At 73.6% G+C, this 26,007-nt stretch carries 22 protein-coding genes; 11 read left to right on the top strand and 11 right to left on the bottom strand.

Annotation, left to right across the window (positions count from 1 at the left end):
* Window positions 1-138 precede the first annotated feature (138 nt).
* From ACFVIU_RS09865 to ACFVIU_RS09855, 3 genes are all read left to right on the top strand, one after another.
* Window positions 139-519, top strand: a complete 381-nt coding sequence (locus tag ACFVIU_RS09865; RefSeq protein WP_385841728.1) for a MerR family transcriptional regulator — start codon at window positions 139-141, stop codon at window positions 517-519.
* 69 nt (window positions 520-588) lie between these two features.
* Window positions 589-1,389 (top strand): MerR family transcriptional regulator, encoded by an 801-nt coding sequence (locus ACFVIU_RS09860; RefSeq protein ID WP_385841727.1) that lies wholly within the window; start codon window positions 589-591, stop codon window positions 1,387-1,389.
* Window positions 1,386-2,606 carry a glycosyltransferase gene (locus tag ACFVIU_RS09855; protein WP_385841726.1) on the top strand — a complete coding sequence of 407 codons (1,221 nt, stop codon included), beginning with the start codon at window positions 1,386-1,388 and terminating at the stop codon, window positions 2,604-2,606. The genes ACFVIU_RS09860 and ACFVIU_RS09855 overlap by 4 nt, the downstream gene beginning before the upstream one ends.
* 407 nt (window positions 2,607-3,013) lie before the next feature.
* On the opposite strand, the gene ACFVIU_RS09850 is transcribed toward ACFVIU_RS09855, so the two are convergent.
* Window positions 3,014-3,892, bottom strand: coding sequence for a LysR family transcriptional regulator (locus tag ACFVIU_RS09850; protein WP_385841725.1), 879 nt, complete (start codon window positions 3,890-3,892; stop codon window positions 3,014-3,016).
* A gap of 142 nt (window positions 3,893-4,034) precedes the next feature.
* Between ACFVIU_RS09850 and ACFVIU_RS09845 the strand changes: the two genes are divergently transcribed.
* From ACFVIU_RS09845 to ACFVIU_RS09835, 3 genes are read left to right on the top strand one after another with little or no spacing between them, the layout of a single operon-like run.
* Window positions 4,035-4,907, top strand: coding sequence for an NAD(P)H-binding protein (locus ACFVIU_RS09845; protein WP_385841724.1), 873 nt, complete (start codon window positions 4,035-4,037; stop codon window positions 4,905-4,907).
* Window positions 4,908-4,936: 29 nt separating this feature from the next.
* A complete protein-coding gene (locus ACFVIU_RS09840) occupies window positions 4,937-5,539 on the top strand; it encodes a UbiX family flavin prenyltransferase (protein ID WP_385841723.1) in 603 nt (200 codons plus the stop codon).
* Window positions 5,514-7,019 (top strand): UbiD family decarboxylase, encoded by a 1,506-nt coding sequence (locus ACFVIU_RS09835; RefSeq protein WP_385841722.1) that lies wholly within the window; start codon window positions 5,514-5,516, stop codon window positions 7,017-7,019. Before ACFVIU_RS09840 ends, ACFVIU_RS09835 begins: the two co-directional genes overlap by 26 nt.
* A 10-nt stretch (window positions 7,020-7,029) precedes the next feature.
* Here ACFVIU_RS09835 and ACFVIU_RS09830 read toward each other — a convergent pair whose 3' ends face one another.
* On the bottom strand, window positions 7,030-8,343 hold the full coding sequence (locus ACFVIU_RS09830; protein ID WP_385841721.1) for a DUF5933 domain-containing protein: 1,314 nt from the start codon (window positions 8,341-8,343) through the stop codon (window positions 7,030-7,032).
* Between the two features lie 468 nt (window positions 8,344-8,811).
* Here ACFVIU_RS09830 and ACFVIU_RS09825 point away from each other — a divergent pair, with 468 nt between their 5' ends.
* The 3 genes from ACFVIU_RS09825 (at window position 8,812) to ACFVIU_RS09815 (ending at window position 11,041) form a co-directional block, all read left to right on the top strand.
* The gene (locus ACFVIU_RS09825; RefSeq protein WP_385841720.1) at window positions 8,812-9,015 is read left to right on the top strand and encodes a cold-shock protein; all 204 of its coding nucleotides are present in this window, start codon (window positions 8,812-8,814) and stop codon (window positions 9,013-9,015) included.
* 175 nt (window positions 9,016-9,190) lie between these two features.
* Window positions 9,191-10,708 carry a DEAD/DEAH box helicase gene (locus ACFVIU_RS09820; RefSeq protein WP_385841718.1) on the top strand — a complete coding sequence of 506 codons (1,518 nt, stop codon included), beginning with the start codon at window positions 9,191-9,193 and terminating at the stop codon, window positions 10,706-10,708.
* A 45-nt stretch (window positions 10,709-10,753) separates the two neighbouring features.
* On the top strand, window positions 10,754-11,041 hold the full coding sequence (locus ACFVIU_RS09815; protein WP_385841717.1) for an SCO5918 family protein: 288 nt from the start codon (window positions 10,754-10,756) through the stop codon (window positions 11,039-11,041).
* Between the two features lie 68 nt (window positions 11,042-11,109).
* Here the strand turns inward: ACFVIU_RS09815 and ACFVIU_RS09810 are convergent, their stop codons facing one another.
* Both ACFVIU_RS09810 and ACFVIU_RS09805 read right to left on the bottom strand, forming a co-directional pair.
* Window positions 11,110-12,621: an SDR family oxidoreductase gene (locus tag ACFVIU_RS09810; RefSeq protein WP_385841715.1), complete on the bottom strand. Its 1,512-nt coding sequence runs from the start codon at window positions 12,619-12,621 to the stop codon at window positions 11,110-11,112.
* Between the two features lie 100 nt (window positions 12,622-12,721).
* The gene (locus ACFVIU_RS09805) at window positions 12,722-13,444 is read right to left on the bottom strand and encodes a DUF4232 domain-containing protein (RefSeq protein WP_385841714.1); all 723 of its coding nucleotides are present in this window, start codon (window positions 13,442-13,444) and stop codon (window positions 12,722-12,724) included.
* A 188-nt stretch (window positions 13,445-13,632) separates the two neighbouring features.
* Between ACFVIU_RS09805 and ACFVIU_RS09800 the strand changes: the two genes are divergently transcribed.
* Window positions 13,633-14,958, top strand: a complete 1,326-nt coding sequence (locus tag ACFVIU_RS09800; RefSeq protein WP_385841713.1) for a helix-turn-helix domain-containing protein — start codon at window positions 13,633-13,635, stop codon at window positions 14,956-14,958.
* Window positions 14,959-15,116: 158 nt separating this feature from the next.
* On the top strand, window positions 15,117-16,313 hold the full coding sequence (locus ACFVIU_RS09795; RefSeq protein ID WP_385841711.1) for a DUF4157 domain-containing protein: 1,197 nt from the start codon (window positions 15,117-15,119) through the stop codon (window positions 16,311-16,313).
* 45 nt (window positions 16,314-16,358) lie between these two features.
* Here ACFVIU_RS09795 and ACFVIU_RS09790 read toward each other — a convergent pair whose 3' ends face one another.
* The 7 genes from ACFVIU_RS09790 to ACFVIU_RS09760 all read right to left on the bottom strand — a co-directional run bounded on the left by ACFVIU_RS09790 (window position 16,359) and on the right by ACFVIU_RS09760 (window position 26,006).
* A complete protein-coding gene (locus tag ACFVIU_RS09790; RefSeq protein ID WP_385841710.1) occupies window positions 16,359-17,630 on the bottom strand; it encodes a hypothetical protein in 1,272 nt (423 codons plus the stop codon).
* 71 nt (window positions 17,631-17,701) lie between these two features.
* Window positions 17,702-18,202 carry a SigE family RNA polymerase sigma factor gene (locus ACFVIU_RS09785; RefSeq protein ID WP_385841708.1) on the bottom strand — a complete coding sequence of 167 codons (501 nt, stop codon included), beginning with the start codon at window positions 18,200-18,202 and terminating at the stop codon, window positions 17,702-17,704.
* A gap of 79 nt (window positions 18,203-18,281) precedes the next feature.
* Window positions 18,282-19,442 carry a S8 family serine peptidase gene (locus ACFVIU_RS09780; RefSeq protein ID WP_385841707.1) on the bottom strand — a complete coding sequence of 387 codons (1,161 nt, stop codon included), beginning with the start codon at window positions 19,440-19,442 and terminating at the stop codon, window positions 18,282-18,284.
* A gap of 8 nt (window positions 19,443-19,450) precedes the next feature.
* Window positions 19,451-20,167, bottom strand: coding sequence for a hypothetical protein (locus tag ACFVIU_RS09775; RefSeq protein WP_385841706.1), 717 nt, complete (start codon window positions 20,165-20,167; stop codon window positions 19,451-19,453).
* A gap of 468 nt (window positions 20,168-20,635) precedes the next feature.
* Entirely contained in the window at window positions 20,636-22,864 is a 2,229-nt protein-coding gene (locus ACFVIU_RS09770; protein WP_385841704.1) for a transglycosylase domain-containing protein, read from the bottom strand.
* 20 nt (window positions 22,865-22,884) lie between these two features.
* Window positions 22,885-25,053 carry a bifunctional polysaccharide deacetylase/glycosyltransferase family 2 protein gene (locus ACFVIU_RS09765; RefSeq protein WP_385841703.1) on the bottom strand — a complete coding sequence of 723 codons (2,169 nt, stop codon included), beginning with the start codon at window positions 25,051-25,053 and terminating at the stop codon, window positions 22,885-22,887.
* A 14-nt stretch (window positions 25,054-25,067) separates the two neighbouring features.
* Window positions 25,068-26,006, bottom strand: a complete 939-nt coding sequence (locus ACFVIU_RS09760; protein ID WP_385841701.1) for a hypothetical protein — start codon at window positions 26,004-26,006, stop codon at window positions 25,068-25,070.
* Window position 26,007: the final 1 nt, after the last annotated feature.

The following is a 26,007-nucleotide window of genomic DNA, read 5'->3' as shown; positions in this document are numbered from 1 at the left end:
CTCGGGCGTGGTGCGCGCTACCCCCTCACCAGGCGGGGGTGCCTGTTCGCGCCGTAGAGTTTTTTTTTTTTTTCGGGGGGGGGGGGGGGGCGCTACCCCCCCCCCCGGGCCCCTCGACGCGTTACACAGCGAGGTGACATGACATCGGACAACCCCCTGAATGATCGCCTGGACGACGACGACTATCCCGCGTACACGATGGGCCGGGCGGCCGAGATGCTCGGGACCACCCCGGCCTTCCTCCGGGCCATCGGGGAGGCTCGTCTGATCACTCCGCTCCGCTCGGCGGGAGGACACCGCCGGTACTCCCGCTACCAACTCCGGATCGCCGCGCGCGCCCGCGAACTGGTCGACCAGGGCACCCCGATCGAGGCCGCGTGCCGCATCGTCATCCTCGAGGACCAGCTCGAGGAAGCGCAGCGCATCAACGCCGAGTACCGCCGCGCAGCCGGCCGATCGGCGGCCGGCTCCGGCTCCGGCACCAGCTCCGGCTCGAGTTCCAGCTCCGCCTCCGCCTGAACACGCGAGCGCGGTTGACCCTCCCCTTACGTCAGGCCTGAGTCTGTAGGCCGACGAAAGGGCTGATGGATGAGCTACTCCGTGGGGCAGGTGTCGGCGTTCGCCGGGGTGACGGTGCGTACGCTGCACCACTACGACAAGGCGGGACTGCTCTCGCCCAGTGAGCGCAGCCACGCCGGCTACCGGCTCTACAGCGACGCCGACCTGGCCCGGCTCCAGCAGATCCTCTTCTACCGCGAACTCGGCTTCTCCCTCGAGGAGATCGCCGCGATCCTCCACGATCCGGAGACGAACGCCGTGGACCAGCTGCGGGCCAGGCAGCGGCAGCTGAGTGCGGAGATCGCCAGGCTGCACCGGCTGGCCGAGGTGGCGGAACGAGCCATCGAGGTGCAGCGGACCGGGGTGTCCCTGACCCCGCAGGAACGCTTCGAGGTCTTCGGCGAGATCACCTTCGACCTGAGCTACGCCACCGAGGCCGAGCTGAAGTGGGCGGACTCGGAGGGCCGGCGCGAGTCGATGACGCGCGCGGCCGCCCACACCAAGGAGGACTGGCGGCAGCTCATGAGCGAGGCGTCCGCCTGGCGCGCGGAGCTGCTCGCGGCCTTCGACGACGGGGAGCCCGGCGACGGCGAGCGGGCCATGGACCTCGCCGAGGAGCACCGCCTGCACATCTCGCGCTGGTTCACCCGCTGCCCGCCCGACATGCACCGGCGCATCGCGGACGACTTCGTCGCCGACCCGCGCGCCTTCGCCCTGGTCGTGCCGCCGTCACAGCAGCGCCCGGGGCTGGCCGCCTATACGTGCCGGGCGATCCACGCCAACGCGGCCCGGCACGGGGACGGCCGTACCGCATCCGGGGAGGACCGTTGAGAATCCTGATCGCCGCGGCCGGATCGCGTGGAGACGTCGCGCCCTACACCGGTCTGGGCGCGGAACTGCGCCGCGCCGGACACGACGTCGCCCTGGCCACCACGGACACCTTCGCGCCGCTCGTGCACGGCGCCGGGCTGGACTTCCGCAGCCTCCCCGCCGACCCTCGGGTCCGCGGCGGTGTCACGGGCGGGCGGGGACTCATGCGGGCCGCGGCCGCGTTCGTCACGGAACTGGGGCAGGGGTTCGCCGACGCGGTGGACGACGGCACGGAACTGCTGCTGCTGTCGCCCACCACCGCCCCGCTCGGCTGGCATCTCACCGAGGCCACGGGCACCCCGAGCCTGGGTGTGTACCTCCAGCCCACCGCGCCGACCGGCGATTTCCCGCCCGTCGTCACGGGTCTGCGCTCCCTGGGCCGCCGCGGCAACCGCGCCGCCGGGCGCTTCGCCCTCCGCATGGCCGACCGCCTCTACGCGGAGGCGGCCGCGAAGCTGCGCCACCGCCTCCAGCTGCCCCCGGCCTCCCCTTCCGAGGTCCGCCGGCGACAGGAGCAGGCGAACTGGCCCGTGCTGCACGGCTTCAGCACGGCCCTGGTGCCACGCCCCTCCGACTGGCGTCCCGGCCTGGAGGTCGTGGGCACCTGGTGGCCCCACCACGACGCGGCGGAACGGCTGCCCGCGGTGATGGAGGACTTCCTGTCCGCCGGGCCCCGGCCCGTCCTCGTCGGCTTCGGGAGCATGGCGCCCGGGCACGGCGCACGGCTCAGCGAGATCGCCGTACAAGCCCTGCGTCGGGCCGGGCTGCGCGGCATCCTCCAGGCCGGCAGTGCCGGGCTCGCGGCCGACGCCGACACCGACGACGTCCTGACCATCGGGGACGTGCCGCACGCCCTGCTGTTCCCCCGGCTGGCCGCGGTGGTCCACCACGCCGGGGCCGGCACCTCGGCCGCCGCGTTGCGGGCCGGAGTGCCCGCGGTCACCGTGCCGGTGACGGCCGACCAGCCGTTCTGGGCGGGCCGGCTCGCCGCCCTCGGCGCCGCCACCGACCCGATCCCCTTCCGGTCCCTCACCGCCGAACGGCTCGCGGACGCGCTCGACCGCGTCGTGAAGCAGCAGGCGTACACCCGAGCCGCCGCCGAAGCCGCGCGCCACATGGCGACCGAGGACGGCGCGGGGCGGGTCCTCAAGGCGATTGAGCGGCTGACCAGCGGATGACGCCGACGACGCCGATGACGCCCGGGGGCCAGAAGGGGTCTTCGAAGGTCGCCGTCACGCGGCCGCGCGCGTCGTACGCCGTCACCGTCGTCGGCCCGTCGTCCGGCTCCGCCGGCGGACGGCGGGCGGCGGGCGGCGGGCGGCGGGCGGCGGGCGGCGGCGCCAGGCGCAGGCGAGGACGAAGCCCGGGGTTCCCGGCAGGGTCATCACCCGTGCCTCGTCCGCGGCGCCGGCCGGGGAGCGGGTGGCTCCCCGGCCGGACCTGCGATCGCCGCCGTCAGCACGGCGGTCGAAAGGATTCTGCGCGGGAACATCATGCTCCTTCTCGGCAAGGGTCGTTCGGCATCGGGAGAGACCTCCTCCCGACCTACTCACCCCGTGCGCGCGGGAAAGGTTGCATGGACCCCCTAGTTGCCGAGCGCCAGGGAGGTGAAGGCGCGGATCTTGGCGTTCTCGGTGTCCGCGCGCCACACCAGGGCGCCGTTGGCCGGGGGCAGGCCGGTGAGCGGGCGGTGCACGACGCCGGGGTGGGCGTAGGAGCGGAACAGGCCTTCGTGGGTCGTCCAGACCAGCTCGCCGGCGGCCACCCGGTGCAGCGCCTCCTGGTAGGTCCGCCCGCCCGGCCCGCGGCGGAGCGGCCTGCCCAGCGGGGTGAACGGCGGGCAGAAGCCGTGCCGGAGGGCCTCCGGGAGTTCGGCGGGGCCGTCCAGCAGGACCCAGTCCGAGAGGTCCTCGATGTCGACGGACCGCCGTGCCGCCAGCGGATGGTCCGCGCCGACGGCCAGCAGTCGGCCGTGCGAGACCAGGACGGCGCCCACCCGCATGTCCGGCTCGTCAACCGGCAGCAGCGTGAACAGGACGTCGACCGCACCGGAGCGCAGCGGCCCGTAGGGGTCGGCCCAGGGCACCTCGGCCACCGTGATGTCGCAGGCCGGGTGGAGCCGGCCGAAGGCGATGACCAGCTCGGTCAGCGGCGGGCCGTTGAGGCAGCCGAGGAAGCCGACGCACAGGGCACCGACCACGCCCTGCGCGATGGCGCACGCCTCGTCGAAGCTCTTCCTGAGGCCCGCGTGGGCGGCGCCGAGGCTGCGCCGGGTGTGCTCGCCCAGCGGGGTCAGCGCGACCCGACGGCTGGTGCGGGTGAACAGCGGTGCCCCGATACGGCGTTCCAGGGAGCGGATCAGCTGGCTGACCCGGGACTGGGAGAGCCGCATGCGGTCCGCGGTGCGCCCGAAGTGCAGCTCCTCCGACAGCACCAGAAAGGTCTCGATCTCCGTCAGGTCCACTGCGCCCCCCGCATCGATGAGCCTGGCTCATGGATTGTGCATCACTTCGACCTTGATCGGCCAACTCCCCACTGGAATCGTCGGGTTGGCGGCCGAGGCCGTGGCAGCAGGGATCGGAGCGGACACAGCACAGGGGGTACATGTGATCGTCGTCAGCGGAGCGACGGGCACCGTCGGGGCGCGGGTGGTCACCGGTCTGCGGGACCGGGGCGTGGCGGTACGGCCGCTGGTGCGCGCGGGCTCGGCGGTTCCGGCCGACTGGGGACCGGAGGTCGTCCCGGCGGTCGCCGACTTCACCGACCCGGCGTCGCTGGACGCGGCGCTGGCCGGTGCGGATGCGGTGTACCTGCTCGTGGCGGTCCACCCGGACATGGCGGAGCACGAGCGGAACCTCGTGGACGCCGCCGTCCGTACCGGCCGCCGTCCGCGCGTCGTGCTGCACGCGGCCGCCGGGATCGGGCAACGGCCGGACGGCGTACGGTTCCTGGCCGCGCACAGCAGCGGACTCGACCACCTGGCCGGCAGCGGACTGCCGTGGACGGTGCTGGCTCCGAACGGGTTCTTCCAGAACTTCCTGGGCATGGCGGAGGCGGTGCGCGGCGGGCGGCTGGCCCTGCCGGGCGGCGCGGGCGCGGTGTCGTACGTCGACACGCGGGATGTCGCGGCCTCGGCCGTGGAGGTGCTGACCGGGGACGGGCACGACGGCGCGGTCTACACGCTGACCGGTCCGGCGGCCCTGTCGCACACGGAGATCGCCGGGCTGCTCGGCGCGGCGGTCGGACACCCGGTGGAGTACGACGCCGTACCGCCCGAGGAGGCGCTCGCCGGGATGCTCGCCGCCGGCTGGGACCCCTGGCGGGCGGAGGGGCTGGTCGAGCTGTACGGCCTCTACGCGTCCGGGGCGGCCGGCACCGTCACCGACGACGTGGAGAAGCTGACCGGCCGGCCCGCGCGGTCCTTCGCCGACTTCGCGGCCGAGCACGCCGCCGCCCTGCGGGGAGAGGCACCCCACTGAACGGACGGAACGGACGGCCACGGCGGCTGGTGGTGGGCATCAGCGGCGCCACCGGCATCGCCTACGGGATCCGGGTCCTGGAGCTGGCCCGCGCGGCCGGGGTCGAGACGCACCTGGTGGTGACGCCCGCGGGCCAGCAGACCAGGGCGTACGAGACCGATCTGGGCGCGCGCGAGCTGGCCGCGCTGGCGGACGTCAGCCATCGGCCGGCCGACATCGGGGCGGCGATCGCCTCGGGGTCGTTCCGGACCGACGGCATGATCGTCGCGCCCTGTTCGGTGCGGACGCTGGCCGCGATCGCGTACGCGGGCGGCGACAACCTGCTCACCCGGGCCGCGGACGTGACCCTGAAGGAGCGCCGGCGGCTGGTTCTGCTGGTCCGGGAGACCCCGCTGACCCTGGCGCATCTGCGGGCGATGACCGCGGTCACCGAGGCGGGCGGGATCGTGATGCCCCCGGTGCCCGCCTTCTACCTGCGCCCCGGCACGGTCGAGGACATCGTCGACCACACCGCCGGCCGCGCCCTTGACCTGCTCGGCATCGAGGTGCCCGGGCTCCCGCGCTGGGACGGCAGTCCGCCCGGCGCCGACTCGACGAGGAATCCCCGTGACACATCTGCGCAGTCTGCGTGAGTTCATCGCGGAGCTGGCCGCGATCGGCGAGGTCAACGAGATCGACACCGAGGTCGACTGGAACCTGGAGATCGGTGCGGTCATCCGCCGCTCGTACGACCTGAGGGCGCCCGCACCGCTGTTCACCCACATCACCGGCTACACCGGCACCGGCTTCCGGGTGTTCGGCGCACCCGGGGGCCTGTCCGGCCCCGAGCACCCGCTGGCCCGGATCGCGCTGGCCCTGGGGCTGCCGGCCGAGTCGTCGGGCCGGGCGGTCATGGAGGCCGTGGTCGCCGCCCGCGGCCGCCCCGGCGTCCCCCCGGTCGAGGTGCCCGCCGTCGGCGCCCCCTGCAAGGAGAACATCCTGCGCGGCGACGACGTCGACCTGTTCGCCTTCCCGACCCCGCTGATCCACGGCAACGACGGCGGGCGGTACATCCAGACGTACGGCATGAACATCGCCCGCACGCCCGACGGCTCGTGGACGAACTGGTCGGTCAACCGCATGATGATCGCCGGCCGGGACCGGCTGGCCTGTCTGATCCCCGCACCCCAGCACCTGGGCATCATCCGCGCCCAGTGGGCGGCCCGTGGTGAACCGATGCCGGTCGCGCTCGCCCTCGGGGTGGAGCCGGCGCTGCCGTACGCGGGGGCGATGCCGCTGCCCGAGGGCGTGGACGAGAGCCACTTCGTGGGCGCGCTGTTCGGCGAGGGCATCGAGGTGGTGCCCGCCGAGACCGTGGACCTCCAGGTGCCCGCCAGCGCCGAGATCGTCATCGAGGGGCACATCGCCTTCGACGAGACGGTGCAGGAGGGGCCGATGAACGAGTATCCCGGCTACAACAGCGACGAGGCCTCGCCCAAGCCGGTGTTCCACGTCAGCGCGATCACCCACCGGGACGGGGCGATCCTGCCGGTGGTCGCGGCGGGCCCGCCGGTCGAGGAGGACCACACCGGCACCGGGACCATGCACGCCGCGGAGATCCTCTACCAGCTCCGCGCGGCGGGGCTGCCGGCGGCCTCCGCCTGGTTCTCCTACGAGTCCGCGCTGCACTGGCTGGTGGTCTCGGTGGAGCGGGACTGGTACGAGACCCTGGGCATCCACTCCGGGGAACTCGCCCGGAAGGTCGGCGACATCGTCTTCGCGGGCAAGGCGGGCTTCGGTGTGCCCAAGGTGCTGCTGGTCGAGGACGACATCGACATCACCGACGTCAGCGAACTCGTCTGGGCCTTCGCCACCCGCACCCATCCGGAACGCGGCGAGGTCCACTTCCCGGCCAAGCCCACGGCCGCGCTCTCCGTCTATCTCTCCGAGGCGGAGCAGCACAGCTACCGGGCCGGCAAGGTCGTCCACAACTGCCTGCTCGCCGACCGCTTCCCCAAGGAACGGCGCCCGGTCAAGGGCAGCTTCACCAACGGCTGGCCGGCCGCCGTACGGCAGCGCGTCCTCGCCAACTGGACCACGGCGTACGGCTATCCGGAGCCGCGGGAGCGGTAGCGCGGGCCCGCTATCCCTCCGCCTTCGCCGGCTGGGGCACCGGGGCCGTGAACTCGCCGGGTTCGAGGTGCGGTCCCGGCTGCCGCTCGGGCTCCCAGGACGTGGTGGTCCGTACATAGCCGTGGACCACCGAGGTCATCGCGAGCAGCAGCAGCGGTCCGGACACCCACGGGTGGGCGGCCATCTGCATCGGCAGCCAGCGGTACGACACCAGGAGCACGGCGAAGACCGTCGTACCGTAGGCGACCAGCTGGAGACCCGCGCGGTCCCAGCCGCGGTCGTACGAGCGCACGCCTGCCTCGACCGTGAGCGCGAACACCACGCCGGCGACGAGGTCGGCGCCGTAGTGGTAGCCGAAGCCCAGCGTCGCGGTGAGCGTGGCGACCAGCCAGAACGTGCCCGCGCCCCGCAGCGCCCGGGGGGCCCTGCGGGTGTGGATGAAGATCGCGGTGGCCCATGCCGTGTGCAGGCTGGGCATGCAGTTGCGGGGGGTGATCCCGTCGTACGGCATCGGGTGCGGAGGGGTGAGCGGCGGGGGCGTGTCCGGCCAGAGGTCGGCCACCGCCCAGTGCAGGCCGCCGGTGCCGGAGGCGCCCGGGCCGTAGGCGAAGACGGGGCCGACCATCGGGAAGACCATGTAGACGACCGGCCCGAGGAGCCCGATCAGCAGGAAGGTGCGCACCAGGTGATGGGCCGGGAAGCGGCGCTCGGCGGCCACGTTGCGCAGTTGGTACAGCGCGACGACGATCGCGGCCACCGCGAGCTGTCCGTAGACCAGGTGGAGGAGGTGCGAGCCGGCCGAACCGGTTGCCCTGACCACCCGGCCCATCAGCCAGGACGGGTCGCCCAGCGCGTGGTCGGCGGTCGCCACGTACTGGTCGAGCACCGACGGACGGGCCTTGGAGGTGATGAGCAGCCAGGTGTCGCCGATCTTGCGCCCGGCCACCAGCAGCAGGCCCAGCCCGACGCCCTTCAGCAGCAGGGTGCGGTCCCGGCCGGTGCGGCGCGTGACGGCGACGAACGCGCAGCCCGCCATCACCCACACCGCGCCGGTGCCGAAGGGCGCCCCGGCGGGCCCCCCGGCGCCGGCCGCCCACCGCACCAGCGCGAGGACGGCGTCGATGCCGAGGGCGGCACCGGCCGCGATGAACCGCTCCCGCCAGGTGAGCACCACCATCGTCAGCGCCAGACCGCCGTACAGCGGACCCGGCTTCGGGGCGCAGATCAGCCCCTTCACCTGGGTGGTGATCGGTCCGGGCTGCCCGTAGCGGCGTGCGACGATCTCCAGTGCGACGAGGAGTGCGAGAGCCGCCGTGGCCGCCACGGACCACAGCACGGCGCGCGGCCGACGCCACGCGGCCGACGCTCCTCTGTCGCTTATTCGCGCAAACACCCGCATCGCTCTAGACATCGATCATTTGGCCGGTTTGTTCGACTCGGACGGACAGACGAAACGCGATGACGGTCGTCATCGCGCGGTCGGACCATGCTAGCCCTGCGCCGCGGCGGGCTCCCCGGCCCAGGCGGGGTCCGGGATCTGTCGGGCGAGAGGAGGATTCCTGGTCCCGTCACTACAGAATTCGGTCACCGACCGGACGAGAATGGCCGGACGCGTCGTAAAACACACGGACACCGTCGGCAGACCTGTGTTAGCGTGATAGCAGTTGCAGTTTTGGTTGCCAGAGAATTTTTTCTTTGCAGAGCTTTCCGGATCTTTCCGGAGGGGTGATCATCGCGGCGACTCGGCCCCGCAAAGTGCGGAGTCCGACACTGCCCCTCTAGGGAGATTCAAATGGCATCCGGCACCGTGAAGTGGTTCAACTCGGAAAAGGGCTTCGGCTTCATCGAGCAGGAGGGTGGCGGCCCGGACGTGTTCGCCCACTACTCGAACATCGCCACCCAGGGCTTCCGTGAGCTTCAGGAAGGCCAGAAGGTCACCTTCGACGTCACGCAGGGCCAGAAGGGCCCGCAGGCGGAGAACATCCTTCCTGCCTGACGCTGACACACAGCGTCGCGAGCCGGCGGCTCGCACCTCACGTGGCTGGGGCCCGCGCTCTTGGGGCGCGGGCCCCAGCCCGTTCTCTTTTCCCCGGCTCATTCTTGCGAATCCTCGTACGGTCATCACCGTCGGAAGGAATTCCGCGATACGCCGCATCGAGGAAGGTTCCTCCATGAACCGCAGGCCCCGTCGCACCGAGGGCAATTCCGGTGGCTTCCGCACCGAAAAAAGGTCCGCGCGGACGGGGAAGAAGGGCCGGACAGCGCCCTCCGCCGCGCCCCGGCAGGAGTTCGCCCTGCCGGTCACCCTCACCGAGCCGCTGCCCGCGGTCGAGACGTTCGCCGAGCTGGACATGCCCGACCGGCTGCTGGCCGCCCTCGACACCGAGGGCGTGACCGTGCCGTTCCCGATCCAGGCGGCCACCCTGCCGAACGCCCTGGCCGGCCGGGACGTCCTGGGCCGGGGCCGTACCGGCTCGGGCAAGACGCTCGCCTTCGGCCTGCCGCTGCTGGCCCGCCTGGCCGGGCAGCGCGCCCAGCCCCGGCAGCCGCTCGCCCTCGTCCTCGTCCCCACCCGGGAACTGGCCCAGCAGGTCACCGACGCCCTCACCCCCTACGCCCGCGCCCTGCGACTGCGGCTCACCACCGTGGTGGGCGGCCTGTCGATCGGCCGGCAGGCGAGCGCGCTGCGGGCCGGCGCCGAGGTCGTCGTCGCGACGCCCGGCCGCCTCCGGGACCTCGTCGACCGGCAGGACTGCCGGCTGGACGAGGTCGCCGTCACCGTCCTGGACGAGGCGGACCAGATGACCGACATGGGCTTCATGCCGCAGGTGACCGCGCTGCTCGACCTCGTGCCCTCCGGCGGACAGCGGCTGCTGTTCTCGGCCACCCTGGACCGCAACATCGACAAGCTGGTACGCCGCTACCTGCACGACCCCGTGGTGCACTCGGTCGACCCGTCCGCGGGAGCCGTCACCACGATGGAACACCACCTGCTGCACGTGCTCGACACCGAGAAGAACACCGCGGCGACCGAGATCGCCGCACGCGACGGGCGCGTGATCATGTTCCTGGACACCAAGCACGCGGTCGACCGGCTCACCAAGCACCTGCTGTCCGTCGGGGTCCGGGCCTCTGCCCTGCACGGCGGCAAGTCGCAGGCGCAGCGCAACCGGACGCTCGCCCAGTTCAAGGACGGCCCCGTCACCGTGCTGGTGGCCACGAACGTCGCCGCCCGCGGCATCCACGTCGACGGCCTCGACCTCGTCGTGAACGTCGACCCCCCGGGCGACCACAAGGACTACCTCCACCGCGGCGGCCGTACCGCACGCGCCGGCGAGTCCGGCACCGTCGTCACCCTCGTGCTGCCGCACCAGCGGCGCGCGATGGAACGCCTCATGGCGGACGCCGGTATCGCGGCGCGGCACGTCACGATACGGGCGGGCGAGTCCGAGCTGCACCGCATCACCGGCGCCCGGACCCCCTCCGGTGTGCCCGTCGTGATCGCCGCACCGGCCGAACCGGGTCACGAGCGCGGCAAACCCACCGGCCGGCCGCGCCGGAACCGGACGCAGGGCCGGACGCAGGGCCGGGCGGAGACCGGCCGGGGCTCCGGCCAGGGCACCGGCCGCAGCAGGTCGGGCCGGACCGCTGCCCGGACCCGCCGGTCCGCGCCGGGGAACAACGCCTAGGCAAGCGGAAAGCGCCCTTCTTCCCGTCCCCCTGTGGAGGCATCCATGCGCTGTGTCATCGCCCGTTTCCCCTTCGACCTCACCAAGAGCGAGGTCGAACGCGCCCTGAACGGCGTCACGCCCGAACCCGTCACCGGTCTGTCCGTCACCGTCGACGGCCAGGTCTACCCCGTGATGCAGGTCGGCGAGGTGGTCACCCGGCAGAACCGCCGGGACTTCACCTCGGCCGAGATGCGCCGTGCGCTGACCCGGCTCGGCTTCACCTGCCACGAGGCCCGCCCGGTCGCGCCGGTCACGGACGCCCACGCCGACGGGGACCCGCTCGGCTGGTGAGGCCCTGGGCCGACCCGCCCGCGCCCGCTGAGCAGGACGGCCGCACGCGCACGGCCGGACGCACTCCCTCAGCGGGTACCGGCCGGTTCCTCGGCGGCCGACTCGGCCGCGGCGGCGATGTTGCGGAGCATGCCGCCGAAGACCGCCGCGTGGAAGGGGGCCACGCCCCACCAGTAGGCGTGTCCCGCCAGACCGTGCGGATGGAACAGCGCCCGCTGCCGGTACACCGTGCGCCCCTGCGGGTCACGGCCGACGGTCATCTCCAGCCAGGCCAGGCCCGGCAGCCGCATCTCCGCCCGCAGCCGGAGCAGCCGGCCCGGCTCGATCTCCTCCACCCGCCAGAAGTCCAGGCTGTCGCCGACCCGCAGCCGGTTCGCGTCCCGGCGGCCCCTGCGCAGGCCCACACCGCCCACCAGGCTGTCCAGCCATCCCCGCAGGGACCATGCCAGCGGTGCGGAGTACCAGCCGTTCTCGCCGCCGATCCCCTCGACCACCTGCCACAGCACCTGCGGTGACGCCGCGACCGTGCGCTCACGGTCGTCCGCGTAGAGGCTTCCGCCCGCCCAGCCCGGGTCGGTGGGCAGCGGGTCGCTGGGGGCGTGCGGGGTCGAGGCGGAGGACCACCGGGTCGCCACGTCGGCGTTCTGCACCCGCCGCAGCGCCAGCCGGATCGCCCGGTCCAGTGCGACCGGTCCCTCCGGGGGGTCCGGCACATAGCGGGCGATGTCCCGCTCGGCGCAGACCACCTCGTGCCGCAGCGACTCGACCAGCGGGCGGGCGAGGGCGCCCGGTACCGGGGTGATCAGACCGACCCAGAGGCTGGACAGCCGCGGGCTGAGCAGCGGCACCGGGAGGATGACGCGCCTCGGCAGGCCGGCGACGGCCGCGTACCGCTGCATCATGTCCTGGTACGTGACGATGTCCGGGCCGCCGATGTCGAAGGTGCGGTTCACCTCGTGGGGCAGCCGGGCGCACCCCACGAGCAGCCGGAGCACGTCGCGTACGGCGATCGGCTGGATGCGGGTGCGCACCCAGCGCGGGGTCACCATCACGGGGAGCCGCTCGGTCAGATACCGCAGCATCTCGAACGACGCCGAACCCGACCCGATGATCACGGCTGCCCGCAGTACGGCGGTGGGCACCTCGGAGGCCAGGAGGATGCGGCCCACTTCGGCGCGGGACCGCAGGTGCGGGGAGAGGTCGGCTTCGGGTACTCCGGCGGGGGTCAGCCCGCCGAGGTAGACGATCCGCCCGACTCCGGCCGCGCGCGCCTGCTCGGCGAAGATCCTCGCCGCGCGCCGGTCGGTCTCCTCGAAACCCCGCCCGGTGCCCAGCGCGTGCACCAGGTAGTAGGCGACGTCCGTGCCGTCCATCGCCGCGCGCACGGACGCCTCGTCCGTGACGTCCCCCTGTACGGCTTCCACCCGCCCGGCCCAGGGATGGTCCCGCAGCTTGCCGGGCGAGCGGGCCAGGCAGCGCACGGAGTGCCCGGCGGCGAGCAGTTCCGGCACCAGCCGGCCGCCCAGGTAGCCGGTGGCCCCGGTCACCAGACAGCGCAGCGGCGGCCCGTCGGCGGTCATGCCGGCCGCCTGTGCCGGAGTCGGCTGTGCCGTGAGGACGCCATGGCTCCCATGCTTGGCCCGGGGTACCGGCTCTGCAACTGCGGCGCACGTCCGTTCGTCACCAGTTGAGGGCGTCGTCCATCGACTGCTGCCAGTAGGTGACCTTGAGCGAGTCGTCCACGTAGACACCCTTCGCGGGCAGCGACGGCCGGGCGGCCGCTCCCACGCTTCCGTTGCCGGAGGCGCCGTAGAAGTAGACGGTCAGGGAGTTCACGGTGTGGCCGTGCGAGGCCTGGCCGTCGGTGGCGGAGAGGTTCACGGACGCGTACCCGGACTCGCCGGGCTTGAGCGTGACCACCGCCTGCGGGTGCGACTCCTTGATGACCGGCGGCACGGCCTGGGCCTCGCCGAACCGGACGGCCGGGTAGCCGTAGAGGTAGCAGGTCCGGGTGCCGGTGTTGGTGACCGTGAGCAGCATGTGGTTCACCGGGCGGTTCAGCGGGGCCGCGACCGTCCTGGTGTTGGAACCCTCGCAGATGACCGGCTTGCCGGAGGAGCCGGGCGGCTTCGGTGCGGAGGAGTGCGCGGAGGGCGTGGATCCGGTGGTGGAATGCGCCGAGGGCGTCGAACCGGCGGTGGTGGGCGTGGCGCCCGAGGAGTGGCTCGGGGCGCCGGAGGGGCCGGCGCTGCCGGAGTGGTGCGCGGTCGTGGAAGCGGTCGGCGCGGCGCCCTCGTCCTTGGTGCCCGATCCGTTGTTGCACGCTGTCAGGGAGAGAGCGGCGAGAACGGTGGTCGCGGCGGCTGCGGCGAGGCGGGTGCGGGTGGTGCGGAATCCGGACATGTTGGCCGTGCCCCTTCGGAGTTCGGGTGGCTGTGGTGGTTGGATGACCTGAGCTTGTGCGGTGATCCGTCCCAACTGCCACGCCCAGCGGGCGGTTCGGGACGCCGGAACGCGAAAACGCGCTCTGACCAGGGGCGGAGCAGTGTTCCTGGAATGCTCGAACGGGATGCGGGGGCAAGGGGGATGAGGTGCCGGGGGCGACGGAGGCGTTCGCGCGGCTGCTGCGGGAACTGAAGGACCGCTCGGGGCTCAGCTACGGGACGCTGGCCAAGCGTCTGCACATGAGCGCCTCGACGCTGCACCGCTATTGCAGCGGCGCCGCGGTGCCGGTCGAGTACGCACCGGTGGAACGCCTGGCCAGGTTGTGCCGGGCCACACCGGAGGAGCTGGTGGAGCTGCACCGCCGCTGGATCCTGGCGGACGCGTCCCGCAGCCGCAGAACGGACCAGCCGCCGGCACCGGACCCGGCCCCGGCCCCACCGGAGGCGGGCGAAGTCCCGGACGAGGACGAGGCCATCGAAGACGACGGGCAGGCCGGGGCCGAAGACAGCGGGGACGAGGGAAGTGCCCGGACCGGCACGACGGTTGGCGAGGAGACGCCTCCGCGGCGTCCGTTCCGGCTTCGGCAGCGCCGTACCGTACTGATCGCCTCCGTCGCCGTGGCCGCCGCGCTGGGAGCCGTGCTGCTCACCGTGCGGCCGCAGCCCGGCGACGGGAGCGCTGCGGTGGACCGGCGGGCGGCCGCCCCGGCCGAGGAGAGCGCCAGGCCGACGGCGACGACCTCCGAAAAGCCCTCCGCCCACCCCACCGCCAGCAGCACCCCCGCACCGGCCTCCCCCTCCCCCACCCGCTCCGGCACGGCGAAGGACGACCACCGGCGCCCCGCGCCCCCGCCCAACGGCGACAGCACCGGAGGCGCCGTACCGCTCACCGTCGGCACCCGGCCCTACGTGTACGACAGCCCGTGCAGCCAGCACTTCCTCGTCGACAGCGAACCCGCGCAGGTCGGCCCGCCGGCGGGCGAGGAAAACGCGCCGCGCTGGACCGCGGCGTACGGCGCGGTCGCCTCGGACGAGCAGCGGGTCGGGCTCACCGTCCAGGGCACCGGCGCGGACACCGTCGTCCTGGAGGCGCTGCACGTACGCGTCCTCGCCAAGGGCGCGCCCCTCGCCTGGAACGACTACTCGATGGGCGTCGGCTGCGGCGGTGGCGTCGAGACCGAGTCCTTCGACATCGACCTGGACGACGGCAGTCCCACGGTCACCGTCAAGAACGGCCAGCGGGACTTCCCCTACAAGGTCAGCGAGTCCGACCCTGAGGTCTTCTACGTCACCGCCCACACCAGGGCGCACGACGTCCGCTGGGACCTCTCCCTGGACTGGTCCAGCGGCGCCCGGCACGGGACCGTGCACATCGACAACGCCGGTACGCCGTTCCGTACCAGCGCCGACGTGGGCCGGCCGGGCTACGACTATCCGCTGGGCAGCGGCGAGTGGATCAAGCGGACGGGCTGATCCGCGCGGGCACGGCCGGAGTGTCGCCCTGCCCCTGAAGGACGTACCGCTGCCCCCGGTTCTGCCCCCGCGGGCGTTCCGGCGCGGCGCCCGGCGGGCCAGCCTGGTGTCGGCCTCTGTCCGAACGCCAACTGGGTCCGAACGCCAAGGAGACGTCCATGCGGGCACACGGGAAACGAGCGGATCAGACCGAGACCCCGCAGCCGCCTGCGCGGGCGGCCGACCACAGGCACCAGACCGCGACCCAGCAGACCGCGCCCCCGCAGACGGCGGCCCAGCAGACCGCGGCCCCGCAGACCCTGTCCGGTCACCGGCCGCCCCTCGCTCCCGCGACGGTCGCGGCGCTGGGGAGCACGGCCGGCAACACCGTGGTGCTGCGGGCCCTCGCCCGGGAGCGGGGGGCGGCGGCCCCGGTCCAGCGGTCGAGCGTCCAGGACGTGCTGCGCAGCCCCGGCAGGCCGCTGGACGACGAGGTCCGCACCGACATGGAGGGGCGTTTCGGCACCGACTTCTCCGACGTCCGCGTGCACACCGGCCCCGCCGCCCAGCGCTCGGCCGCCGAGATCGGGGCCCGTGCCTACACCTCCGGGCACCATGTGGTCATCGGCGAGGGCGGTGCCGACCGGCACACCCTCGCGCACGAGCTGACGCATGTGCTCCAGCAGCGCCGGGGGCCGGTGGCGGGCACCGACGACGGCAGCGGGCTGAGGATCTCCGACCCCGCCGACCGGTTCGAACGCGAGGCCGAGGCACAGGCGCACCGCGTGCTGCGCGAACCCCCGCCCGTCCAGCGCGCGGAAGCGGAGTCCGTGCAGACGGCCGAAGCGGTACGGCAGCCGAGGGCGACCGCGGCGCAGAGTGTGCAGCGCACCCACTACGAGCCGGGGGACACGGTCACCGCGAACCCCGGCTTCTCGGTCACCCTGCAAGCGACCCTGAACGGGGTCGCCATCGGCACGTTCAGCAGCGAGACGACCCCGTACTCACCCGGTGACCACGCCGAGGACCAGCTGGTGGACGAGATCGAGGCGAGCATCGGCGGCCTCTACGGGAACCCCGCCGTGCAGCAGGCGCTGAACGCGGGCCAGGGCGGGGCGCACACCCTTCACATCAGTCTCACCGCGAGTCCCTGCTCCACCGCCCGGGGCACCTGCACCAAGATCGACGGGGCGGAGGGCTGCTCGGAGCGGCTCATCGCCCTGGCGCAGCACGGCTATCAGGGGCACACGTTCGCCATCACCGTGCGCGCCCACCACCTCTACCAGCCACGGCTCGAAGGCGTCGACTCCCGGCAGGCGTCCCAGCAGGCCGTCGGTGACATGACGGCCGCGGGGATCACCGTGCAGATCGGCTGACCGGGCCCGGACCGACCCCCCGTCAGCCGGTGCGGAAGCGGCCGTTCAGCCGGTGAAGAAGCGCCCGTCGAAGGCGATGGCCGCCAGCCGGTCCATGCTCAGCGCGGGCTTCGGGCGGGTCACCGGGGCGCTCTCGGCATACGAGTTGACCTCCCGCACCAGCACCCGGCGGCCGTCCGGGCGCAGTGTGTCGACCAGCCACACCGAGGCCGAACCACCCTTCTCCGAGCGGCCCTTGACCTTCTTCACCCTGGTGCCGTCGGCGAGGGTGGTGGCCTCGCAGTCACCGGCGACACCGGCGCAGCCCATGTGTGCGGCGAGGTCGGCGGTCATGTCGTACTGCGCGTCGACCTCCACCATGTTCCTGCCGTGGCCGTCGTCGTAGACCAGCTGGACCAGGCCGGGGCCGGGGTTCAGGTCGGAGACGGTGCCGCCGTGCGGCAGGTGCGACCTCAGCACGCTCGTCATACGGCCGCCGGGGACCTGGTTCCGGCCGGTGGAGGGGCTCGTGGAGGGGGTCTTCTCGGGGGCGGGCAGCGCGGCGATCGCCTTGTTCCACGCGGGGCTGCGCACGATGCCGGCCAGCCGGTCGAGGGACAGCAGGGGAGCGTTCCCGCTGCTGGAGCCCTTCTCGCCGCCGCCGCCGAACTCGTTCACCGTCAGCTGCACCCCCGTGGCCGTGGTGAGCACCACGTACCAGCGCTGCTGCCCGGTGTCGCTGTTGGGGTAGGTGAACGACTTGGTGGTGTTCAGCACCGCGCCGCCGGGCAGCTTCCGGGTGGTGCACGTGTCGTACGGCCGCACCTCCACCGGCATGCAGCCGCCCTGGCCCTGCTGGTCCAGCGGGATGCCCGGGGTCAGCCGGGAGAGGGCGATGTCGAGGCCGGAGGAGCCGTCCGCGGTGGAGTAGGTGAGCTTGGCCGTCGGGTCGCCCTCCTCGCTGCCCCGGCCGGAGGCCTCGGAGACGGTGCCGCCGGGCGGCAGCAGGCTCTTCAGCGTGCGGACCATGTCCTCGGCGCTGACGGGCGCCGGTGCCGGAGAAGGTGTCCGGCCGGTGGACGACGCCGCGGCGCTCGTCCGGCCGGTCGGGCCGTCCCCGCCCCGGCCGCCGAAGGCGTCCGTGACCAGCAGGGTGCCGCCCGCGACGGCCACCGCGCAGACGGTCGCGGCGGCGACCTGGGCGGCGCGGACCACCCGCATCCGGCGGCCCCGCGCGACGGACCGGCGCACCAGGTCGGCGGAGTGCGGCGGGAACTCGCCGGTGGCGCCGCGCAGCGCACGGGCGAGCTGTTCCTCGAGGTCTTCGGTGCGTGCCATGGTGGCTCTCCGTTCGTCGGGGGCGTCGGTCGGAGCGGGGGCGGGCGAGAGGTGCCGCCGGGCCGTGCCCGTCATGCGGCGAGGTCCGCCAGCTCGTCGCCGAGCAGGGCACGCAGCCGCTCCAGGGCGCGCATACAGCGGACCCGGACGGTCACCGGGGACAGCTGGAGGACCTGGGCGGTCTCCTCCACCGAGCGGTCCTCCCAGTAGCGCAGCACCAGCACGGCACGGTCCTTGGCCGTCATCCGGGCCAGACCGTCCAGCAGGGCCAGCCGCAGCTCCGCGTCCCGCGCCGGACCGGCGGTCGTGTCCGGCAGCCGGTCGCTGGGGCGCTCGCCGGAACTGCGGAGGCGGCGCTGCGAGATGAACGTCCGCACCAGCACGGTGTTGGCGTAGGCCACCGGGGACTCCACCCGGTTGATCCGCCGCCAGGAGCGGTACATCTTGGCGAGGGTCTCCTGCACCAGGTCCTCGGCGAGGTGCCAGTCGCCCGTGAGCAGGCAGGCGGTCCGGAACAGCGGCCCGCTGCGCGCGGCAGCGAACTCCAGGTAGTCCGCGGGTGCTTCCCTCACCGTGTGTCCCTTCGTGGTCGGACGTCACCCCGTACACGCCCCGGCCCCGCTGCCGCGTTACACCCCGGGATCCCGCTCCTTACCGAGACGCTCCGCGCCGGCCCGACCGCGCCAGCAGCACCCCGCCGAGCAGCAGCACCGTCCCCACGGCGGCGGCGCCCAGGCCCGTCAGCCACAGACTCTGCTCCAGCGGCGCATGGGTGGTCTTCGGGGTGCCGTCCGGGGTCGCGAAGTGGGCCTTGCCCTGGTAGTCCACCGCCCTGGTGCCGTCCTTCGGCGGGGACGCGGCGGCCCGTACGGCGGCGTCCGCGTCGATCCGCCCCCAGCCGAGCAGCGCGCTGGCCCCGGACGCGGGGCGCCGGGCGGTGCTGATCAGTACGGCGTTCACCTGGGCCGGGGTCAGCTTCGGGTTCTTCGCGTGCATCAGGGCCACGACTCCGGCGGCCAGCGCGCAGGCCGGCGAGGTGCCGTTCACCGGCTCGTAGCCGCCGGTGTTCCGGGCGCTGACGATGCCGACGCCGGGCGCGGCCACGTCGTTGTAGGTGTGCACGGTGGAGAAGTCGGCGCGGGCGCCGCTCTGCTGGGTGGCGGCGACCGCGATCACGCCCGGGTAACCCGCGGGGTAGGAGATGTCGTTGCCCTTGTCGCCCGCGTTGCCGGCCGAGGCGAGCAGTGTCACGCCCGCGCGCAGGGCGTAGGACACGGCGTCGGTGTCCTCGTCGTCGTAGGTCGCGAAGCCGTCGGCGCTGCCGAAGGACATGGAGATGACGTCGGCGCCGTGGTCGACCGCGTAGCGGATGCCCTCGGCGACCGGGCTCTTCCCGCCCTGCTTGCGGAGTTCCTCCATCCGCTTGGCCGCGTTCTTCTCGGTGTCCTTGTCGGAGGTGACCCGCACCGACAGGATCCTGGCCTGGGGGGCGACCTTGAGGACGTCGGAGGCCATGGCGGTGCCGTGCTGTCCCCACTGCCGGTCGCCGGGCTTCAGTCCGTCCTGGCGGTAGTCGGGGCCGGTGGTCACCCTGCCCCGGAGGGCGGGGTGCGCGGCGGCCACACCGCTGTCGAGCACCGCGACCGTCACCCCCCGGCCCTGGCTCTGCCGTTGTGCCGCGGACAGGCCGAGCGCGGTTCCCTCCCAGCCGACCGGGGTGGTCGCGGCCTGGGCGGGCGCGGCGGCGACGGTGCACAGCAGACCGGTGAGGACGGCCGCGGTGCAGGTGGCGCGTGCGGTTCTGAACTGCACTGCGGGTCTCACCTCTCCAGGTTCTCGATGTGGATGTGGAACGTCTGGCCGAGCGCCTTGGCGGCGTCCATCCAGGGCTGCCGGTCCGAGTCGTTCCCGCCGTAGTCGCCGAAGTCGCCGGGCAGGTTCGAGGAGGTACGGCCGTCGGCGGCGCCGGTGGTGACGGCGACGGCGTAGGGGAGGTGGTCGCCGAGGCCGGTGCCGCCCATGCCGTTGCGCTTCTGCGGCCGCCACTTCGCCGCGAGCGTCCCCGGCACCCGGAGCGGGACCACCGCGGCGTCGGGCACGTCCTCGCCGGCCTGGTCGTCGAGGAACTCGCCCATCCGCTCCGCGCCGGTGCCGTCCTTGGGCAGCACGATGACCGCGACCGTGGCGACCATCTCGCCGCCCAGATCGACGTAGGTGGCGCGCAGTACGGCCGTGCAGCCGAGCTGCTCCGCGGTCTTCGCGGTCTTGCCGCTGAGCCCCGCGGAGCACGAGGTGTCCTGGGAGACGCCGAGCCGGCTCCACTGGGCGGCCTTCGCGTCCGACGCCTGGTAGGTGTTGTCCGGGGGGTCGCCGATGGTCGCCGGGAAGAGCTGGTCCACCGACGCGTCACGCCACAGCACCGGGCCGTAGGCGGCCGAGTTGGGCACCTGCTGCCGGCTGTTGCCGTACGCGTGCGCCGCCAACGCTCCGCCGCCCGCCATGCCGAGCAGACCGAAGACGCAGAGCAGGCTGCCCATGACCTTCCGTCCGGTGCGGGCGCCGCCGGTGGACGCGGGCGGGGGTATGGGCGCCCCGGGCACGGGCACCCCGGGCACGGGAGGCGCGGGCTGGGGGTACGCCCCGTACGGGGACGGGCCCGGCGGTGCCGGGGGCATGGGTGGCGGCACCGGTCCCGCCCCCTGCCACTGCGGCTGCGGCTGCCACTGTGGCTGCGGCGGTACAGGGGGTTGCGGTTGCCAACTGCCCGGCGAAGGCGGCTGCCCGTACGGACTGCCGCTCCCCGGCGGCGGGGGGTAGGACATGGGTTCCCTCTCACGACTCGATCTGCGAGGGAACACAAGGGGCGGCACCGGCCGCACACGCACAGCCCGCCCCTCGCGCGTCTCCGGCGCCCCCGCGTATCTCGGCCGACAGCTTATGACCTTCGCAGGAGCAAGGCGTGTGCCGCTCGTGGAGCTCCGATAACGATCTCGTCGTACCGCCCGTCAACGGCAGTGGTGGCCATGGCACTTGGTCCGGGTCGTCGTACCCGCGGACGGAGCCGTGCTCCGGTGCTTGGTCGAGGTGCCGGAGTGCTTGCCGGCGGGGGCCTTCGGGGTGGCGGACGGGGTGCCGGGCTCGTCCGCGCCATGGCCGAGGGGGGCCGGGGCGGGGAACGGGATCACGGAGCGGCCGGCGAGGGCGGCGCGGGTGTACCGGGTCCAGATCTCGGTGGGGATGTCACCGCCGAACACCTTCTGGAGGCCGCCCACACCGATCAGTGACTCCAGCTGGGGGTGGGCCGGGTCCTCGCGGAAGAGCACGACGGACGTGGCGAGTTGCGGGGTGTAGCCGGTGAACCAGGCCGAGCGGTAGTCGTCGGTGGTGCCCGTCTTGCCCGCGGCCGGCCTGCCGAGGGCCTGGGCCCTGGTGCCGGTGCCGCGCGCGATGACGCCTCGCAGGACGTCGGTCACGTTGTCGGCGACCGGTGCGGGCAGCGCCCGTACGGCGGCGGGCGCGGTGAAGCCGGGCCGGACCGAGCCGTTGTGGACCACCTTGGTCACCGAGTACGGGTCGGTCCGCATCCCGGAAGCCGCGAAGGTGGCGTACGCGCCCGCCATCCGGATGGCGCTCGGCGTGGAGGTGCTGATGTAGAAGCCGGCGCTGGGCGCGGCGAGGCTGTCCGGGCGCAAGCCCAGGGCCTTGGCCGTCCCGACCACGGCCGGGTAGCCGACGTCCTCGCCCAGCTGCACGTACGGCGTGTTCACCGACTGCTCCATCGCCTTGCGCAGGGTGATGTACCCCCAGCGCCGCGGGGTGTCGTTGTGCTGGTGCAGGAAGCCGCTCGGGTCCTTGTCGTCGGTGACGTAGGCGCCCTGCCGGTCCTTGATGCGGATGCCGTCGTCGCCGTTGAATCTGCTGGCCGGGGTGACCGGCTGCGCGGGCCGGCCGGGGCGCAGCACCGCGCCGTGCCGGAGCGCGGACGCGAGGACGATCGGCTTGAAGGTGGAGCCCACCGGCACGCCCGAGGTGTCGGCGTTGTCCGTGTAGTGGGCGTGGTCGAAGCCCTGGCCGCCGTAGACGGCAAGGATCCGGCCGGTGCCGGGTTCCACCGAGGCGGCCCCGACCTCCACGTCCCGGTCCACCGCCCGGTGGGCGGGGTCCAGGCGCTCCCCGCGCACGGCGGCGACGGCCTTGGCCAGGTCCGCCGTGCGGCGCCGGTCGAAGGTGGTGTGGATCTGGTAGCCGCCCCGGCTCAGGCTGCGGTCGGTGATGGTCCGGTCGTGTGCCTCGGCGTACGACCGGGCGAGCTGGACCAGATAGCCCTTCTGCCCGGTGAGACCCAGGCCGGGCCGCCACTTCTGGGGCGCCGGGAAGCCCGCGGCCGCGTACCGGGCGCGCTGGTCCGGCGTCAGCCGGCCGGTCCTCACCATCCGGTCCAGCACCCAGGACCAGCGGGCCTCGGCCTGTGCCCGGGCCTTGGGGTCGGAGTCCGCGTACTGGAAGAGGCTCGGCTCGTTGACCGCCGCGGCGAGGAAGGCCCCCTGGCTCGCGTCGAGGTTCTCCACCGGGACGCCGTAGTACACCCGGGCCGCGGCCTGGATGCCGTTGGCCTGCCGGCCGAAGAAGCAGGTGTTCAGATACCCCTGGAGGATCTGGTCCTTGCTCATGACCGCGCCGATCTTGCTGGAGATCAGCAGCTCCTTGAACTTCCGGGAGACGGTCTGCGACTGGTTCAGATAGGTGTTCTTGACGAACTGCTGGGTGATCGTCGAACCGGACTGCACCGAGCCGCCCGCGGCCATGTGGACGACGGCGCGCAGGATGCCCTGCGGGTCGATGCCCGGGTCGGTGTAGAAGGAGGAGTTCTCCGCGGAGATGAAGGCCCACCGCACGTCGGGGGGCACCTGGGCGAGCCGTGCGTTCTGCCGGTCGACGCTGCCGTCGGTCGCCAGGACCGTGCCGTCCGACCAGTAGTAGACGTTGTTCTGGAGCAGCGTCGAGGGGTTGGGGTCGGGGATGGTGACCGTGGCGTAGGCATAGCCGACGGCCGCCGCCGTACCGCCGAGGAACAGCAGCAACAGGGCCAGCAGCTGGCGCACCGAGGGCAGCCAGCGGCGCAGGCCGGTCCGGCCGTGGCGCGGGTAGTCGAACCGGCGCCCGCGCGCGGGCGCGCCGGTGGCCCTTGCTCTCCGCCGGGAACGCTGCGGCGGTCGGCGCCGGTGTCCGCTCATGGGTGGGGCTCACTGTCCTTTCAGTGTGACTGGGTGGTGGAGGCGGGGGCCTGGAGGGAGCCGTAGCGCTCCATGCGCTGCCAGCGCAGCCGCGAGCCGGACACGGCGGTGAACACGGACTGGATCACCACCAGGTACATCAGCTGCCGGTAGACGAACTGCTGGAGCGGCAGGCTCCACAGCGGGCCGGCCCGCTCGCCGTCCAGGCGGAACGCGTACAGGCCCATCAGGAGTTGCAGCAGCAGGAAGGCCAGCCACAGCCCGGCGATCCGGACCGGGTCGAGGAAGACCAGGCCGTACACCGCGAAGAGGTCCACGACCGGGGCGAGCAGCGGCAACAGCACCTGGAACAGGAGCAGGTAGACCAGGCCGCGGCGGCCGAGTTTGCCGGCGGCACCGCCCTGCACCAGTGCGCCGCGGTGCTTCCACATCGCCTGGAGGGTGCCGTAGCACCAGCGGTACCGCTGCCGCCACAGCGCGTTCAGGGAGGCGGGCGCCTCGGTCCAGGCGACCGCGCGCTCCTCGTACACCACCCGCCAGCCGGCCCGGCACAGCGCCATGGTGAGGTCGGTGTCCTCGGCGAGGGTGACGTCGCTGACGCCGCCGAGGTCCAGCAGCGCGCCGCGGCGGAAGGCGCCGACCGCTCCCGGCACGGTCGGCATGCACTCGGCGAGGTCGAACAGCCGGCGGTCGAGGTTGAACCCGACCACGTACTCGATGTGCTGCCAACGCCCCAGCAGGCCGCCGCGGTTGACGACCTTGGCGTTGCCGGAGACGGCGCCCACCCGGGGATCCGCGAAGGGCTGCACGATGGTGCGGACGGTGTCGGGTTCGAAGACCGTGTCGCCGTCGACCATCACCAGCAGGTCGTGACCGGCCGCGGCGATACCGGTGTTGAGCGCGGCGGGCTTGCCGGCGTTCTCCTGGCGGATCACCCGCACCCCGGGCAGCCCGAGCGACTCGGCGAGGTCGGCGGTGCCGTCGGTGGAGCCGTCGTCCACCACGATGATCTCCACCGGATGGCCGGACGCGGCCAGGGAGCGTACGGCCGCCTCGATACCGGCGCTCTCGTTGTACGCCGGGACGATCACGCTCACCGGCTCGGTCACCGGCGGCCCCCAAGAGCGGGTGCGGCGCCGGGTGCGCAGCCGCCGGTGCCGCCGCGCGGCCAGCAGCACCACCGCGGCGCGGCCCACGCTGATCGCCCCGGCCGCGTACATCAGCACGCCCAGCAGCCACACCAGCCAGTCGCCCGCCCGCAGCGCGCCGATCAGGGCCAGGCCCTGGAGGTGGTCGCCGGTGGCGGCGGGCCGGACCGGCGCGGCCATGCCGACCGCGTCGGAGACGGTCGCGAAGCGGTAGCCGTCGGCCTTCAGCCGGGGCACCAGGGCGGTCAGCGCGGCGACGGTCTGGGACCGGTCGCCGCCCGCGTCGTGCATCAGCAGGATCTGCCCGGCGCTGCCGTGCGGGGCGGCCGCGGTGAGGATGCGGCTCACTCCGGGGCGCCGCCAGTCCCCGCTGTCCCGGGTGGAGAGCACCGTGACATAGCCCACCGCGCCGGCCTCCTTCAGGACGGACCAGTCGCCGTCGGACAGGCCGGCGTTCGTGGAGGAGTACGGCGGCCGCAGCAGGGCGGTGGTGACACCGGCGGCGCCGGCCACCGCCAGCTGGGTCTCGCGCACCTCCAGCGAGCGCTGCCAGGGGGCGAGCCGGGCCAGGTCCGGGTGGGTGAAGGAGTGGATGCCGATCTGATGGCCCTCGGCGACGATCCGCCGGATCAGGCCCGGGTGGGCGACGGCCTGGGCGCCGAGGACGAAGAAGGTGGCGTGCACGTGGTTGCGGCGCAGCGCGTCCAGGATGCGGGGCGTCCAGACCGGGTCGGGGCCGTCGTCGAAGGTGAGCGCGACGGTACGGGCCCGCACCCGGGCGGTGCGCACCGCGCCGTCGGCGTCCGCGATCACCGGGCCGCCGTGCAGCACCTGGCCGGGCACCGCCGCGTTCCCGCCGCGCGGGACCGTCACAGCGTCCGAGGTGACGCCGAACATGTGGTGCGTGTAGCCCTCCAGCAGCAGCGCCGTCGACAGCGTCACCGCGAGCACGCTCAGCAGCAGCCAGTGGGTGCGGGGGGTGATCCGGCGGGTACGGCCGTGGCGGCGGGGCGGGGCGCTGCGGCGGCGGCGATCGGTCACGTCGGGGCCCTGGCTCACTTCACGGGGTGGTGGGACGAGCCGACGGCGCGGCCCTTGGCGACGGGGGCGGAGGTGGTGGCCGAGGTCGGGGCCGTGGTCCGGTGGGTGGTCTTGGGGGTCGTGGCGGCCCTGGTGGCCGTGGTGGCCGTGGTGGCCGTGGTGGCGGACCGGGTGGCGGTGGGGCTGGGGGCCACCCGCGTCGTGGGCGCGGAGTCGTGCGCCGCGCTGGGGCTGGGGCTCGCCGTGGCGGATCCGGTGCCGGGGGCGGTGTCGGGCGCGGTCGCCCGGGTCGGCGCCGGGTGCGCGGCCTCCGACTGCGGGACGAGCGGGGAGCTGACGCTGGGGCCGCCCAGCATGGTGCTGATCAGCAGCGCGACATAGCCGCCGGCCGGGATCACCAGCAGGCGGGCGGCGCGCAGGACGCGGCGCTGGCGGCGGCCGGAGGCGTCCACGAAGACGGGACGGTCGTCGGGTGCGCCGGTTTCACCGGCTTCACCAGGGGGGAGCTGCGGCAGCTGGACGGCGGCTTCGTACGGCTGCCCGAAGGCGTCCGGCACCTCTGCCGCCACCGGGATCCCGGCTGTCTCCGCCGTCTCCGCCGTCTCCGACAGGAAGTCGGCGAACTCGCTGAGGGCGGCGAGGTCCGGGCCGGCCGAGGGGTCGTAGAGCGGCATGGCGAGGGTCTCGGAGTGCGCGTCCCAGCCCGGGGGGAGCGGCGCGGTGGCGACGCCGCCGGGGTATCCGTGGGCGGGGGCGGCGGGCTGGTGCGCGGGGGCGTACGGCGGCTGTGCGGCGCCGGCGTCCGAAGCCGTGCCGTAGGCGTGCCCGCCGTACCCGACCGCGCTGTGCGCCACCGTGCTGTACGGATCCGTGCCGTACTGCCCGCCACCGTACGGTTCACCGCCGTACGTTCCGGTTCCGTACGCTCCGCCGCCTTCGTTCGTCCACTGCACG

It is taken from the genome of Streptomyces sp. NPDC127190 (assembly GCF_042672505.1).
In the GTDB taxonomy this organism is placed as follows: domain Bacteria; phylum Actinomycetota; class Actinomycetes; order Streptomycetales; family Streptomycetaceae; genus Streptomyces.
This window is presented reverse-complemented; position numbering and strand designations above follow the sequence as displayed.